Below are 14,515 nucleotides of genomic sequence, written 5' to 3' on the forward strand. Positions count from 1 at the left end.
CTCCTATGGATAGACTTTAGTGATTCTAGGTATTTCACAACTATAAAGATAAGGCCGCAGTACAAACATTTAAATCTAGTTCCTAAGTATGACGAACTACTAATTATTTCCCCGATTTCTGCTTTATTCATTTTAGACTTATAGCTTTTATCCCCCTTTTATACTAATTTATTGTTGTAGATTATCTTTTTATGTCGAATCTCCTAATGGTCCCTCTAACTATAAGACTATATTTTCAAAAAAAAAACTCCCCGAATGGGGAGGTATGTGTAAGAAAAAGGGGGCTATTATACGATTAGCATTAATTGTTTGGCATGCTGCAACGCCTGCACCCGATTGTTTACTCCAAACTTTCTATACACATTTTTTATATGGAACTTTACGGTTTCAGCAGTAATATTCAGGCTAACGGCGATTTCCTTGTTTGACAATCCGTCCCCAATCAACAATAAAACCTTTGTCTCTTGTTCGGTTAGCAGGACTTTGTGCGATTTGTCCTCTACTTGTATGACAGTAAATGCTTGAAGCAACTGTCTAACATACTCCAGTGAAACCATGGGAGGAGCGGATAAAACTTTTTCTCGCTTTCCCTTCATATAAGCAGTCAGCAGTTCAGCTACTATAGGTCCTTCATCGATAAAGCTGCGTACATACCCCTCTGGTTGCCCTAAGTGTAATGCCTTCTCCAACTGTTTCCTGGCAGCCTCAGTATGACCCAAACGTTGATGCATCACGCTTTGCATAATTAAAACTTTAATTTGATCGCGGAGACGATCCTTCTTCTCTACTATACGATACATCTGTTCCAATAAGAAAAGCGCTTCTTCTATCCGCTCACACGCTGCAAGCACTCTGGCCAAAGATAGATACTCTGCCATTCGAGACAATGGAACCTCATCCGTATGTGCCAGACCACATCTTTGCATCCAATCAAAAGCAGCTTGGGGCGAACCTTGCTGCAGTGATAAACGAGCTTGTTCCGCTTCTATGCCCAACATAAATAATTCGAAATCAGGTGAGTCAATTTGTCGTGTCAACTGAATGAGCAGCTCTGATGCACGGATTGGAATTCCTTTGGCTTGCTGAATTCTCGAAGCACTTATATAATTTGGAATCATAATCCGGGCATATGGCACGATGTCCCTACGCTCAATAGCCTTATTTACATATAGCTCTGCCTCGTCCAATCGATTCCACTCGTATAGCAATTTGCTATAGGAAGCGTATAAAAAACCGATAAAGGGATATTCTTTTTTATTCTCCCAAACGTTAATCCATTCCAAGAGGAATGTGTCTACGGCTTGAAGATCATTGATATGCGCCAAATGATCATCAAATATATCATATGCTTGATGTCTGTTACGCCCCATCGTTTGAAAAAAGCTGCCTTCCGGCACATATTTCTCTACCAACTCGAGGTATGTCGACAGTCGCTCCAAGTCCTTTTGAAGATACGAGGAAATAGAATAAAAAAAGTAGATATTGCCCATGACCTGGCGCCATTCCACTTCGCTCATCTTTCCCTGCAGCGCTTGTAGGCGAGTTTCTACTTCCCCAATTCTTATGAAGGCGGCTTGCCATTCTCCGATTCCTAGTAAGACCGAAATATACAATAAATCAATCATTGGTTTCTCTGCAAAAGCGTTTTCCGGTAAAAGCGATACCCACTTAACTAACAAAACCGTTTTCGAATGCACTAACTTATGCAAATTTTTCTCTATTAAACGGACAGCTTCCTCTATCTGCTTTCCCTCTAAGTAATGGTCTACTGCTTCTTCGTCAAAGCCATGATGCTCCAGCCAAGCAGCTGCTTGATTATGTACTTGCATCCACTTTTCCGAGTCTGTTCGAAACAATATTTGTTGCAAAAAATCTGAAAGCAGATGATGGTACCTATACCAATTTCTCTGATCATCCAACGGGATAACAAACAAATTCAGCTGCACTAATCTCTCCAATTGCTCCTGACTATTCGGGTGGCCCGTTACAGCCTCGCACAATGAATGATTCATCCGACTTAAAATAGAGGTTTCCAATAAAAAAGTGCGTATGGATGCCGATTGATGCTGAAATACTTCTTCCAATAAATAATCGGATATATGATGCTGCTGACCCTTAAATTGTTGAATGGTCGCAGCTATGTTATCACTTCGCTTCAGAGAGATTGCTGCAAGCTGCAAGCCGCTGATCCACCCTTCTGTCTGATGGAACAGCTCCGTCACTTGTTCTTTAGACAATGATAAATCAGTCGTATCCCGAAAAAAAAGAACGCCTTCCTCCAGCTTAAAACGTAAATCGTCGATGACGATTCGGTGTAGATCACCTTTTGCCAGCAGTCTGGCGGTAGGTATCATCAAATCGGTACGGCTTGCGATATAGAGATGAATCTGAGAAGGCAAATGCTCGAGCAAATAGGCCATGGAATGGTTTATAGAGGGAAGTTCAATCACATGATAGTCGTCGAGAATGATGACAAGCTCGCTGGTTAATTGGCTGAGCTCATTAAGCAGCGCTATAATAGCAAGCTCCGTCGAAGTCGATGAACCTTTTTCGAGCAGCACCCCAACTGTAGAGCCAAAGCCGGGAATTCTCTCCTGAATAGAAGCTGTGACATATCTCCAAAACTGAATCCAGTCATTATCCTGCTTGTCCAGTGAAATCCAGGCAACAGCTCCATTGCACTGCCGCACCCATTCACTTAATGCTGTCGTTTTCCCGTATCCAGCCTGCGCAGAAACAAGCGTCAACTTGGCTTCCATTCCCGCATTAAGCATTTGTATTAGCCGTGGCCTTGGTACTAAAGAGTTACGCACATGGGGGATGTGAAGTTTTGTACTTACAATCAATGAAAGTTCCTCCGTATACCTGTTGCGATTGTTAGAACATAATTTTTAAGGTTCGCAGCGAACCTGCTGTTTATAATAGAAAAACCACATAATTAATTTACATTTAATTACCATTTTAGGAGTCTTATCTAATAGGAATAGTATATCAGTTAACTCGGTATTAAAATATGGAAGGATGAATTTGTACCTAAAAAAAGAACCATACCCCTTTTACATGGAGTAAAGCTCCTGCTTAATGTATTGATATAGCTTTGCACTAGCAAACTTCAACGTATTGGTTTTACTGACCAATCCAGAGAGCTACAGCGGGCAAACCTTATAACATTTATAGGATACGACCCTAGTGAACGCGAACCTTGTCACCATCCTGAAGCGGATCTCTGCTCTCGAATACAATGGACTGCTGCTCGAACAGCCCATCCGTAACGGCAGATTGTGTATCATTTGAATCAACGACTGTAATGTACGCTTTGCGAACGTAAAAGGCGTTGCCTAATGGTCCACTCCTCTCCTCCATGGCAAACACATATTTTTTGTCACCCTCATCGTGAATCGCTTTATTCGGTACCAGAATGACATCATCTGTCTTCTGAGTCAGCATAACCTCGGCACGCTCTCCTCCCTGCAATTGATTATCCTTTATCGCAACAAGCAATTTCTTCATTGCCGTATGCGAGGCTGTGCTCCCGCCTTCACCTGCTGGGCTAAGAGCATCAGTGTCTTGAATTTCCACTAGGCTGCCCTCGATTTGTCTAGCCTGAGTGCCGCTCAATTGAACATCGAGCTTCGCTCCTTTTTCCAGAGGAGCCGCTGCAGCCTCGGGAACTAGTAATTCAAATTCAAAGCCAAGGCTCGTATTGGCAATCATAACAGCAGGTCCTCCTTCGGATGAAGCCAAACCCTCGACCGCGCCAACCTTGGTTACAATCCCGTCAAAAGGCGCAACCAATGTGCTCGTTTCTGCCAAATTCTCCTGCAGCTTCTGAATTCTCCGCTGCTGCATATCCCTATCTATCTCGTTTACCTTCAGCGCATGTTTGGCGCTTTCGACGCTCTTCTCATCTCCGCTTTGGGAGGCTTCGACATAGCTTTGCTCCAGCTCTTTATTGAGGAGCTGCAGCTTACTAAGAGCGGCCTGCTCGTCTAGTATTTGATTTTTTGCAGCCTTCTGATCATAAACAATCAATACCAGCCCTTTCTTAACAGGCTCCCCTTCCTTAACATTCACTTTGTTTACCCTCATACCGGGCTCACCCGACAAAGCCGTTTGCACCCGCCATTTCACAATACCGCTGCCTTGAAAGGTATGATTAAGTTCACCACGGTTTGGCGTGACTAACACGACCTTGGGTAAGGTTAAGGACATTAGCGTATTGCTAAACAGCGTAAATCCGATTAACAGCCCTATAAACAAGCCAAACAGAAGGCGAATTTTTCTTTTGCGTCCAGGCACTGCTTGGCCAGCTAGTTGTAATTCCATTAAAATCCCTCCGTGAATGGGCTAACCTTTAATTCCCGATAGCTGAACACCCTCAACAAAGTAAGACTCTGCATATAAAAATAACAGCACCATCGGAGTCATATACAAAACGGAGGCAGCAAAAGCAACGCCCCTTGCACCCTCGCTAATACGCGATAAATAGAGTGACAACGGCTGCTTGAATGTGTCCTCAAGAAATATAAGCGGCTGCTCAACCATGTTCCAATTATCAACAAATAACAAAACAATTAAAGCGGCGATTCCCGGCTTGACGAGCGGTACAATAATTTGATAAAAAATGGTTGCATGCCCTGCCCCATCTATTTTGGCTGCTTCAACGTACGTATATGGAATATGCATCATGAACTGCCTGAGCATAAACACGCCAAAAGCGCTGAATATCCCCGGCAGTATAATGGCGGAAGTTGTATTCATGAGCCCCAGCTTATCCGCAATAATATAATTGGGCACTAACGTCACTTGAAACGGCATAAGCATGGTCATCAAATATACGACAAACAGCTTATCCCTCCCCCAAAACCGCAGCTTGGCAAATGCATAAGCGGCTAGAGATGCGATCATCACTTGCAGAACAATGATGGGTACAACAATAAATACGGAATTCCAAAACATATGGAGAAACATCGGTTTATGAACCAATACTTCAGCATATTGACCGAATGATACCCAATCTGGGATCAGCTTTAAATTGATATATCCGTCTTTTTCCCCTGCCGCAATATTAACCATCTTGCCAATGAGATTGTAGTTATAGTCAATTTCGGTCTCTGTCATGAATGAGTTGGAAAATGTAACAACAATGGGGAATAGCATTGCCGCAGCAAGCCCCCCCATGATAACTGACAACACAAGCTTTTTAAATAATGGCAATCCTTTCACCACCCTTTCACCCATCCATGGAATTCCGAAAACGCCGTTCGATGGAAAGCATGACCATTACAAAAGCAAGAATACAGCCTACCATTAGAACTGCAGCGGCTGTCAGCTTCTGTACATCAAGGGATAAAAACATATTATTCATGTAATGCTGCAGCATATAGATGCGGTCATGAGGATAGTTGCCTGCGATTAGATACGTTTCACGAAACACTTTAAACGAATTAATAATAGAGATAAGAACGACAAAAAACATGGTCGGAGTCAAATAAACGAGCGTAATATGAATCCATTTATGAAAAATACCTGCTCCCTCAATATCCGCCGTCTCATAATAGTCTTTAGGAATGCTTTGGAGCCCCGCCAGAAATAATATGATGTTGTACCCAATGTTTTTCCACGTATATACGATGGCTAACACACCAATTGACCATTCCGACTTCATCCAATCTATTCGCTCCAGATGCAAGCTCTGCATCCAAGCATTCAATGTCCCATTCCAGTCGAACATGATTTGCCATATCATCACAATAGATGCGACAGGCACGACAAGCGGCAGTACAAAGGCGGTCTGCAGCCAATTTCGAATAAACAGCTTTTGATTCAGCAAATGAGCAAACAACAAAGACAAAGCAATAATGAGCGGTACACTAACGCCAGTAAACAGAAATGTATTGGCTGCCGCTTTCCGAAAGGATGCGCTGGCCTGCAAATCCTTGTAATTATCCAAACCAACAAATGAGCCGTTAACGGTACTATCCTGAAAGGAATACACAAATCCCATGGCAAACGGGACAAGATAAAATAAGGAAAAACCAATTAGGCTCGGTGCCAAAAAGCAGGCTGCCGCAGCACCATCCTTGCGCAGCAGCCTGATCAGAACACTTTTCATGCTTTTCCTATTCATTTAAAACAGTCGTCACTCTATTTTGAATTAGCTTTGCCACGGCTTCAGGTGTTTTCTGTCCGGCGAAATAAGCTAAAGACTCTTCCCTTACAATGTCATCAATATGAGTATTGTTGAACTGAACCGAATATTTGGCCCCAGTAAGAAATTTATCTAGATCATCAATATCCTTTTGGGTAATTTCAAACACTTTGCCTTTCATCGGCCCGATCGGTTGATCAGACTTAACCGTCCCTTTTTTTAATACATCCTGGACAACCCTGCTGTATGAAGCTTTACTGAGTGGGAAGCCGGCACTGCCTGCTCGATGCTGCATCTCATCAGAGTGCATAAATTTCAAGAAATCCCATGCCTCCTCTTTTACAGAAGACTTTGCGTTTATGCCCAGCGTTTGATACGTTCTGAAGGAGCCGCCTGCCTGCTGACCGCTTGCGATCGGCTTTAAGTATAGTTTTGTCTTGTGGGATAGGCCTCCTGTCAAAAACTCGCTTTGTTTTATCTCACGAATATAATCGTCAGGCGAGTTAATTTGGGTGTCTCTAAATATAGGAAAACCTTTATCTCCACTCATAATTTTGTCATCGAACACGGATTTTACTTCTTTCAGCAAATCAGTAAAGGCAGCAGAGTCAAAATTAGCCTTTCCACTCTCCTTATCCACAAACGTCCCATATTGATCATTAACCAGCTGCGTAATCATATATTCTGGCTGACTTGTGCCTAATACGGATTGATTTTCATCTGTATGCTTGACGAGTTCTCTAGCCGTTTCTATAAACTGAGTCCAGTTCCAATGGCTGTCGTCAATTTTAACGCCACTTTTCTCGATCAACGTATGATTGCCGAAGAGACCATAAATAAAGAAGCCAAGCGGCATCCCATATAATCCTCCATTCACTTTCATTCCGTCCAAAATATTGCCGAAATATTGTTCCTTCTTAAAAGTTGGGTCCTTATCGATCAGCTCACTCATATTGACTAGCAGCTGTTTTTTTATATAATCCCCTGATGGCAGTTGGTCCATCTCAATCAGGTCAGGCCCTTTACCGGACAACAAAGCTGTACCTGTCGTTTTTATAAACTTCTCCAAATTGACTTCTAAATCCGCGTCCTCTGTATCGATGTATTTGAGATCAATGGTGATATTGGGATGCTTGGCTTCATATTTCTTTTTGGCTTCTACAAAGAAATCGTTTTGAAAAAAAGTCGAGAACACAATCGTTTTTTTCTCATTGCTGTTTTTCGGTTCAACCGTTTCTTCCTTAGGCGGATTTGTACCGGCCTGCCCCTCGCCCTTTGTCTGCGTACCTCCTGAATTTCCGCCTGCAGCAGAGCTGCATGCAGATACAACCATCATCATTATCGTCAACAAAATGAACAATGCCTTTTTCATAGGTTCTCTTCCTTTCAATTGCTATCATTGTCTACTACTTACACTTTTATCGTTCCGAGGCATTACTTCATCAGTATAGTGACTGGATATATGATAAGTGAGATAGAGTTGTATTGAAGTTGTAAAATATAAAAATACAAAAAAGCCAATTGCACATGCAATTGGCTCTCTTCATCTCACTCTATTTACAGTCTAGAATAGTAGCTTAACAACGCCATAACATCCTTGCTAAACCCGACAACCTTATTTTGCCTCACATTCACCGTGACACAATATTTCAACTTCTTATCTTCCTTGCTCGTATAATACAATTCCACAACGCTGTCCCAGATGGTAATGTCCTCATTCAGCGACAATTCAGATAGGGGGTAGCTTCCTTCTATATCGATAAACGCATTTGCGAGAGCAATGATTTTCTCTCGTTCACTTTGACTGCTGGAGGAAGGGGCTCGTACGACGCCCACCTCGGAAAGTTTAATCACATCACCGTCTTTGGCGTTCAGTACGATGTCATACACTTCACTAGGATCAGACAATCTAGTCAGTGTTATATAATACAAGCCGCCAGAAATGTCATCCAGTTCTGTTTGATAATCCAGCTTGGCCTTAGCGCCCTGTTCAATCACCTGCGCCCTTTCTGGTCTGGGGTCAACTCCATACTCCGCTTCATTTAGCAGCTCTCTAAATTTATGCTGGTCAATAGCCATCAGCTCGAATTGCAGCTCATCGATCGTTAGACTCTTTTCCAAATACTTGTTGACTGCATTCAAACTAAGCGTCTTCACCGCCTCTTGGGACAGAACACCCTCGTATTCCACATCGTTGCTGCCCGTTTCTTTCGTTATTTTTTTAACCATCACCGTGTCTTTAGGAGTCCTATCCAATACGTTGCCACACCCCGTCGAAATGATTGCGAGCGCTGCGAGCACCATAACCAGAATGCGCTTGTTCATTCCTTAATCCCGCCTTTCGGATGACCCGGAGTGAACACAACTTCTACGGTTGCGCCCTGATTTTCACTGCTTGCAATATGGATTGCAGCATGATGTACGCCTGCAATACTTTGACATATCGCAAGCCCTAGACCTGCTCCGTTGCTGCTTCTTGTTCTAGACTTATCCGCCATATAAAAAGGTTCAAATATTTTATCCTGATGTTCCTTGGCAATGCCGATGCCCTCGTCCTGTACCTGCAGAATATATTGATCTCCGCGCCACAGAGCACGCAGTATAATGGTTTGCTGCGGGGATGAAGCTTTCAGCGCATTATCTACAAGATTGGAGATCAACACCTTTATCAAATCCTTCTCCACCAGCAGCTCGCACGGTTCGCATTCCACAATCATTCCCACATGCTTCTCGCTCGCCATTACACTAAGCGTCGGCTTTAATTCAGCAAAAATCTCCCTTAAATCATGCAGCTCCATCTGGAAATCGTCCTCCTGCAGCAAAATCAGGTTCATGAGCTTCAAGGACAACGACTCTAGGCGCTTTCCTTCCGAATAAATGACATTCAAACTATCCATGAACATTTCCTCGTTATATTTGGTTGTCCTCATAAAATTGGCATAGGCAATAATGGAAGTCAAAGGCGTCTTCAATTCATGTGTGAAATTGTTGATGAACCGCTGTTTCTCTTCATTATTTCGCTCGAGAATCGTTATTTTATCCTCAACAACAGCAGCCATATCATTAAAATTTTGAGCCAGCATGCCAATTTCATCCTTTGATTTTATTTGGACGCGCTCCGAGAAATCGCCTTGTGCAATAACCTGCGCGGTCCGGCTAAGGCGATCAATTGACCTCGTCAGACCTCGGCTTACAAAAAACATAATCAGCATATAAAGGATGCAGGCTGCCACATCTACTTTTGCAAAAAACTGATACTGATCCACACGGTCCTGGTACAAGGAAGTAACGTCGATCATATAGGTGAAAACATAGCTTTTATGGTTTATATTCGCAATATTTGATGTGAACAGTATCGTTCGCTGATCGATATCCCGCAAAATATAACTAATTTCGTCTACGGCGAGCTTGTCCAGTTCCTCACGCTGCTTTGGGATTTGAAAATCGGTATTGTTAAAGACTGACCGATTTTGCTCGTCCCTAATATCCAAATAAACGAGCTGCTCGTTATTTTTACCAACAAATTCATTAGCAATTCTCGTTAATACCGTTTTTTCGTAATCAATGGAGTCATAGATTCGAAGGATGGGTACAATCGCATCGACGCTGGAATGAATGCTCATGTTCTGACTTAAAGCGTTGTTGATTTCCTGCTTAAGCATTCGATTATGGCTCCGCTCGATCACCATAATAGAGGCAGCGTTAAAAATAATGATAAAGACCAGAATAGAGAAGACATAAATTTTTTGCCAAAATTTCATCCTCTTAATCCTCCAGCCGATAACCGAGTTTATAAATCGTCTTGATATAATCCTGCAGCTCTAGCTTCTTGCGCAGCGATTTAATATGCATATCGACCGTTCTCGTCTCGCCATAATAGTCGCCGCCCCATACCTTACTAATGAACTGCTCTCTCGAGAGGGCAATGTTCTTATTTTTCAGCAAAACAACAAGCAATTCATATTCCTTCGGCGTCAGCTCGACTACTTCCCCTTGACTGGTTACTTCTCGTTTATCCATATTGACTGCAATAGATTGAAAATGTAATACACTTTCTTCTTTGCCGTATCTTCGCAATACCGTCTCTATGCGGGCAAGCAGCTCGATAGCCTCGAAAGGCTTAACCATGTAATCGTCGGCTCCCAGTTTTAATCCATTCACTTTATCGTAAACAGAGTTTTTGGCCGTCAAAAAAATAACCGGTATCTGATACGGCTTAATTCGTTCCATCAGCGCAAATCCATCCAAATGAGGGATCATCACATCCAGCAATATAAGATCAACCTTTTCCCGCTGAAGCAGCTCCAGCGCCGCCAAGCCGTCATAAACCTCCGCCGTATCGTAATTCACAAGGTTGAGATTCATTTTAATAATTTTGGATATATGAATATCATCTTCAACAATCAAGATCTTTTTTTTCATTTCCCGAATCTCCTAACACGTATCATTAATGTACCGCTCTTAATGCTACGATAACGAAGCAACGTTAAAGATGCAATTAATTAACTTATTTTGTTCTCTCCCAACACTTTTAAATGTCATACGTTATATTTAGTGTAATTAGAAAATGATGGGAGCGTGAAGCGTATGGAAAACGTACAGCAAGCTAATGTTCAAGAAAGAGCTCTTGAAAATATGGGTCTTCTCGATTTGACTGGAGTGAAAGCTGAGGATCTAGCTAATGTGACCTCCATTAGCAACATTGGTATTATAATTGCCCCAGAATCGCTAGCTAGTGCTTTGAATCGCATACCCCAGCAAAATATTGGATGCGTTTGTTTAGTCCCTTCTACGGCAGGCAAAGTGAAAATCTTGTCCGGGCAAGTTTCATTGGGAGGCGAGTTTTTTGCCAACAGCAATGGTGCTCCTGAGGATATCGTCGTCATTGCGGGGCAAGCGGTCATCACTTCACCGGTGGAGAAGATTGGGTTTCAAGATGTCATTTTAGCTGGACAGCTGATACTGCCTAAGGGAAGCGAAGTCGTATTAGGAAGCTCCATATCGCGCATGCTCGGTCAAATCATTTATTATTCCAATACATCCTCCAATGTGCGGTTATTTCTAGGAGATGACACGTTCTCCAACAGCTTCTTTGAATTTGTCGAGGAAAAAATGTGTATGGTGCTGATTGGAAATTTCGAAATGGATGATGATGTGCAACTTGAATTAATTAAAAGTAAAGTTTCCGAGATTGTAGTCATTGGCGATATAACAGCTTCGAAGGCTATTGTGCCTCTACTCCAGTACCTTGCTATTTCAAAAACAGGAACGATCAAAACAAGAGATGATGAATGAGAAACAAGCTATGCCGATAAACGCAGAGGCTTTGTTTCAGCAATTGTATCGTACACATTCAAGGCAAATCTATTCTTATCTGCTCGGACGAACAGAAAGTAAAGAAACGGCCTCCGACCTGCTGCAGGACGTATTCATGAAAATCTGGAACCGCAAAGATGTCGTCGAAAGTATACCCGAGGATCAGCATTTGTATTGGATATTTTCGATTGCTGCCAATCGGGTAAAGGATTATTATCGGAAATCACAGAGCTATAAACAAGCTGTATCCAAAATCCAGCTGTATAGCTTTCCAAGTCCGAATGGTGACCTATCACAATTGTTGGCTGGCCGTGAGCAGTTTCACGAGCTTGAGTCAGCCATCCGAGAATTGCCCGAGGAGCTTCGTTCTATACTGCTCATGAAGGCTGTTGGCGGCATGAAAAGCGGTGAAATTGGCGCAGCGCTTGGGCTGCCTTCAGGCACCGTTCGCTATAAAATACTGCTGGCACGCCGTCAGCTTGCCGAAGCGCTTGGTATGCTGCCCAAAGAAAAGGCTGTAGGAAGGAAGGGAAATGGATGAGCGATTACGAGTCAGATTTGAAGCTGCCTTCGGATGTCGAGCTAATGCTGGATGAATTGCTGGATACCTGGGCTCATCATGTCCAGCTTTCTTCACAGCAAACAGATGAAATCAACACACAACTTTTTACGGTTTCGGACGATCTAGGCTGCGAATGGTGGCATTCGTTATTTAACCAAATGCCATTTCATAATAAATCCTTTATCGTCCCACCCTATTTATATAAACGCTCTGGATAATCGTCTTAACAAATGGAAAGGGACCGCCTTGGGCGGTCCCTTTTTTAAAATCTCTTTATGATGGATTCATAGGGTTATCTACTTTTTTTAAATCGATTGCTATAGCCTGAACTCCACCTGTATTAGTAATGGTGACATCGGCTTCCACACTATGCGGTTTATTAGAGGCATCACGGTATCCAACGATCCGATACTGCCCCGCAGGCGCATAGAGATTAAACGACTTCGCATTAATTTTTATAAAAGTTAATGTAGATGTTTGATTATGATAAAGCATAATATAACCGCCATCTATGGGAACCAATTCACTGCTTAACGTACCACTGACATTGAATTCAGGCAATTTTAACGTGCTCGGTGTTACCGTCTCACCTTGGATCGTAAAGTTAAAACTATGCGGTAAAATATATGTGCCACCGTCTACCGTTACGTTCACGATTTGATATTTGCCATTCGGTTCATCCACGTGAATTTGTCCAGCAGTCCAATCAACATAGGATTGCGGGCTCTTAAGATCATCCATGGAACGAAGATTTAAATTACCATTTTCAACTATGTTCCCTTTAGCATCCGTAATGCTCAGCGTTGGCAGCCCAACACGTTCTTTCTGTATGATCAGCCAACGGTTTATATTTCGCTGAACACTTAAATCATACGGTGTAGTGCCGTGTTGATTCGCTTTATAAGGATCAGCGCCTGCTTTCAGTAGAGCTTGTACAATACTGTAATTTTGAGCATGGACAGCACGGTAAAGGGAGTTGTCTATCCCCGGGTCAGCTCCGTGCTTTAATAATGTATTAACCAGAGCTGGGGAAGGATACAAGTCCTTTGAAAAAGTTCCATTCTCAGAAATTCCAATAATGCCTGATGCTGACTCCAGCAGCGAACCCGTCCTATCCTTGTGATTTGGGTCTAGACCTGACGTAAGCAGTAAATCCAGCAATTCAGCGTTCTGAAGCACAATTACACTGAAACCTATGTCTGGACCAGCATCCTTAATTGTAGCCCCGCCATTTAATAATGCACGAGCAGCATCCGTTCTGTTATTTAAGATGGCATAATTTAATGGTGTATTATCTAAGTATTCGAAGAGCAATTTACCATTCGGGTCCGCTCCCCGCTTTATCAAGCTTGTAACCGCAGCGGCATCGCCCTTCCTCGCAGCCTCAAACAAACTACGCAGTAAAGCCTTTTTCGCATCTTCAGTCAATCCGAAAACCAGTTGGCTATTTTTTGAATCATATTTCACATCCTTGCCAAGTACAATGGCAATGAATCGTGCCGGTACATAAGTACGTCCGTCCTTTACAATGGGCGGCTGTGTCAAACGAAGCTCTCGATTTCCGATATAAATACGCGTTTGATTTACTTCTGCTTTAAAAGTAACTCCCCCGTGATTCACTGTAATCCGCTTTTTGTCGAATTTCGAGCTGATTTTCAGCGCATCAAAAATACTTTTTGCGTGCAGCATTGCGCTGCCCTTAACCTCGATCGGATTAACGGGCAATTTAATCTCAGCACCATCAACAATGACCTTAATGAGTGGCTTACTGGCAGCGCTGACCGAATTCCCATACTCAAATAACGATAAAGAACTAAATATTAAGACTAGCAATATAGCATTTTTTATTAAACGCACTTCTTCAAGCCCCTCCCATTAGAAATTATTACCATTATATCATTTCTTCTAGTAAAAGTAGGCTTGAATATAGTTTACGCTCCTAAAGTGCCACTTCATTCACATCAAGAATAGTAACAAATCTTCTATTCCAAACCTTCTCATGATGTTCGATGATTTTTTGTGCAGTCAGGACGGAATTATCTAATGTACTATGGCTGTTTTTCGCTAAAATATTGTTCTTGTAACCACGGCTGTAGGCTGCCCGAATGGTGGTGTCCAAACAAAACTCCGTTTGTGCTCCAGCAAATATAAGCTGCTCAATCGACATTTCCTCCAAAGTAGAAGCCAGATCAGTATCATAAAACGAATCCCAGCTTGTTTTGCGAATCACGGTGTCTTCAGCCCTTATGTCGAGTCCATGATGCAGCTTCCAATCCGGTGAATCTACATAAAATTCATCATCTGCGTTGTCATAATCCGTATGCTGGATAAAAACGATTGGGACATTACCCTCCCGCGCGGCAGTAATCCACTCATTGATCCGCGCTACCAACTCTTCTTTTTTGTAAAGATAATTTTCCGGCAACGAAAAAAAGGCTTCCTGTACATCGATTACGACCAATGCTTTTTTCATGAAAACTTCCTCC

Annotated in this window: 13 protein-coding genes; 3 read left to right on the top strand and 10 right to left on the bottom strand. The window is 42.6% G+C overall.

Annotated elements, in window-relative coordinates; translation table 11 throughout:
• Nucleotides 1-287 precede the first annotated feature (287 nt).
• The 8 genes from AC1DM9_RS16535 to AC1DM9_RS16570 form a co-directional block, all read right to left on the bottom strand.
• On the bottom strand, nucleotides 288-2,759 hold the full coding sequence (locus AC1DM9_RS16535) for a winged helix-turn-helix domain-containing protein (RefSeq protein WP_477581104.1): 2,472 nt from the start codon (nucleotides 2,757-2,759) through the stop codon (nucleotides 288-290).
• 427 nt (nucleotides 2,760-3,186) lie between these two features.
• Nucleotides 3,187-4,326: an efflux RND transporter periplasmic adaptor subunit gene (locus tag AC1DM9_RS16540; protein ID WP_477550488.1), complete on the bottom strand. Its 1,140-nt coding sequence runs from the start codon at nucleotides 4,324-4,326 to the stop codon at nucleotides 3,187-3,189.
• 21 nt (nucleotides 4,327-4,347) lie between these two features.
• Nucleotides 4,348-5,181 (bottom strand): carbohydrate ABC transporter permease, encoded by an 834-nt coding sequence (locus AC1DM9_RS16545; protein WP_475449817.1) that lies wholly within the window; start codon nucleotides 5,179-5,181, stop codon nucleotides 4,348-4,350.
• Between the two features lie 52 nt (nucleotides 5,182-5,233).
• Nucleotides 5,234-6,115 carry a carbohydrate ABC transporter permease gene (locus AC1DM9_RS16550; protein ID WP_477550487.1) on the bottom strand — a complete coding sequence of 294 codons (882 nt, stop codon included), beginning with the start codon at nucleotides 6,113-6,115 and terminating at the stop codon, nucleotides 5,234-5,236.
• A gap of 7 nt (nucleotides 6,116-6,122) precedes the next feature.
• Nucleotides 6,123-7,523: an ABC transporter substrate-binding protein gene (locus AC1DM9_RS16555; RefSeq protein WP_477581106.1), complete on the bottom strand. Its 1,401-nt coding sequence runs from the start codon at nucleotides 7,521-7,523 to the stop codon at nucleotides 6,123-6,125.
• A gap of 185 nt (nucleotides 7,524-7,708) precedes the next feature.
• The gene (locus AC1DM9_RS16560; RefSeq protein ID WP_477581108.1) at nucleotides 7,709-8,476 is read right to left on the bottom strand and encodes a hypothetical protein; all 768 of its coding nucleotides are present in this window, start codon (nucleotides 8,474-8,476) and stop codon (nucleotides 7,709-7,711) included.
• Nucleotides 8,473-9,912 carry a sensor histidine kinase gene (locus AC1DM9_RS16565; RefSeq protein WP_477581110.1) on the bottom strand — a complete coding sequence of 480 codons (1,440 nt, stop codon included), beginning with the start codon at nucleotides 9,910-9,912 and terminating at the stop codon, nucleotides 8,473-8,475. Before AC1DM9_RS16565 ends, AC1DM9_RS16560 begins: the two co-directional genes overlap by 4 nt.
• A 4-nt stretch (nucleotides 9,913-9,916) precedes the next feature.
• Nucleotides 9,917-10,573 carry a response regulator transcription factor gene (locus AC1DM9_RS16570; protein WP_477581112.1) on the bottom strand — a complete coding sequence of 219 codons (657 nt, stop codon included), beginning with the start codon at nucleotides 10,571-10,573 and terminating at the stop codon, nucleotides 9,917-9,919.
• 165 nt (nucleotides 10,574-10,738) lie between these two features.
• Here AC1DM9_RS16570 and AC1DM9_RS16575 point away from each other — a divergent pair, with 165 nt between their 5' ends.
• The 3 genes from AC1DM9_RS16575 to AC1DM9_RS16585 are packed head-to-tail and all read left to right on the top strand — an operon-like array spanning nucleotide 10,739 to nucleotide 12,247.
• A complete protein-coding gene (locus AC1DM9_RS16575) occupies nucleotides 10,739-11,446 on the top strand; it encodes a hypothetical protein (RefSeq protein ID WP_477550483.1) in 708 nt (235 codons plus the stop codon).
• Nucleotides 11,436-12,008, top strand: a complete 573-nt coding sequence (locus tag AC1DM9_RS16580) for an RNA polymerase sigma factor (RefSeq protein ID WP_339205702.1) — start codon at nucleotides 11,436-11,438, stop codon at nucleotides 12,006-12,008. The genes AC1DM9_RS16575 and AC1DM9_RS16580 overlap by 11 nt, the downstream gene beginning before the upstream one ends.
• On the top strand, nucleotides 12,005-12,247 hold the full coding sequence (locus AC1DM9_RS16585) for a hypothetical protein (RefSeq protein ID WP_477550482.1): 243 nt from the start codon (nucleotides 12,005-12,007) through the stop codon (nucleotides 12,245-12,247). The genes AC1DM9_RS16580 and AC1DM9_RS16585 overlap by 4 nt, the downstream gene beginning before the upstream one ends.
• A gap of 55 nt (nucleotides 12,248-12,302) precedes the next feature.
• Here the strand turns inward: AC1DM9_RS16585 and AC1DM9_RS16590 are convergent, their stop codons facing one another.
• Together AC1DM9_RS16590 and AC1DM9_RS16595 are read right to left on the bottom strand one after the other, a co-directional pair.
• Entirely contained in the window at nucleotides 12,303-13,886 is a 1,584-nt protein-coding gene (locus AC1DM9_RS16590) for a stalk domain-containing protein (RefSeq protein ID WP_477550481.1), read from the bottom strand.
• A gap of 82 nt (nucleotides 13,887-13,968) precedes the next feature.
• Nucleotides 13,969-14,502 (bottom strand): cysteine hydrolase family protein, encoded by a 534-nt coding sequence (locus tag AC1DM9_RS16595; protein ID WP_477550480.1) that lies wholly within the window; start codon nucleotides 14,500-14,502, stop codon nucleotides 13,969-13,971.
• Nucleotides 14,503-14,515 lie beyond the last annotated feature (13 nt).

The organism is Paenibacillus sp. 01T431 (assembly GCF_056398625.1).

Coding starts and splice junctions, on each gene's coding strand:
- AC1DM9_RS16580 (WP_339205702.1), top strand. CDS start 11,436: ATGATGAATGAGAAACAAGCTATGCCGATAAACGCAGAGGCTTTGTTT.
- AC1DM9_RS16540 (WP_477550488.1), bottom strand. CDS start 4,326: ATGGAATTACAACTAGCTGGCCAAGCAGTGCCTGGACGCAAAAGAAAA.
- AC1DM9_RS16585 (WP_477550482.1), top strand. CDS start 12,005: ATGAGCGATTACGAGTCAGATTTGAAGCTGCCTTCGGATGTCGAGCTA.
- AC1DM9_RS16560 (WP_477581108.1), bottom strand. CDS start 8,476: ATGAACAAGCGCATTCTGGTTATGGTGCTCGCAGCGCTCGCAATCATT.
- AC1DM9_RS16550 (WP_477550487.1), bottom strand. CDS start 6,115: ATGAAAAGTGTTCTGATCAGGCTGCTGCGCAAGGATGGTGCTGCGGCA.
- AC1DM9_RS16535 (WP_477581104.1), bottom strand. CDS start 2,759: ATGGAAGCCAAGTTGACGCTTGTTTCTGCGCAGGCTGGATACGGGAAA.
- AC1DM9_RS16575 (WP_477550483.1), top strand. CDS start 10,739: ATGGAAAACGTACAGCAAGCTAATGTTCAAGAAAGAGCTCTTGAAAAT.
- AC1DM9_RS16545 (WP_475449817.1), bottom strand. CDS start 5,181: ATGGGGGGGCTTGCTGCGGCAATGCTATTCCCCATTGTTGTTACATTT.
- AC1DM9_RS16595 (WP_477550480.1), bottom strand. CDS start 14,502: ATGAAAAAAGCATTGGTCGTAATCGATGTACAGGAAGCCTTTTTTTCG.
- AC1DM9_RS16565 (WP_477581110.1), bottom strand. CDS start 9,912: ATGAAATTTTGGCAAAAAATTTATGTCTTCTCTATTCTGGTCTTTATC.
- AC1DM9_RS16570 (WP_477581112.1), bottom strand. CDS start 10,573: ATGAAAAAAAAGATCTTGATTGTTGAAGATGATATTCATATATCCAAA.
- AC1DM9_RS16555 (WP_477581106.1), bottom strand. CDS start 7,523: ATGAAAAAGGCATTGTTCATTTTGTTGACGATAATGATGATGGTTGTA.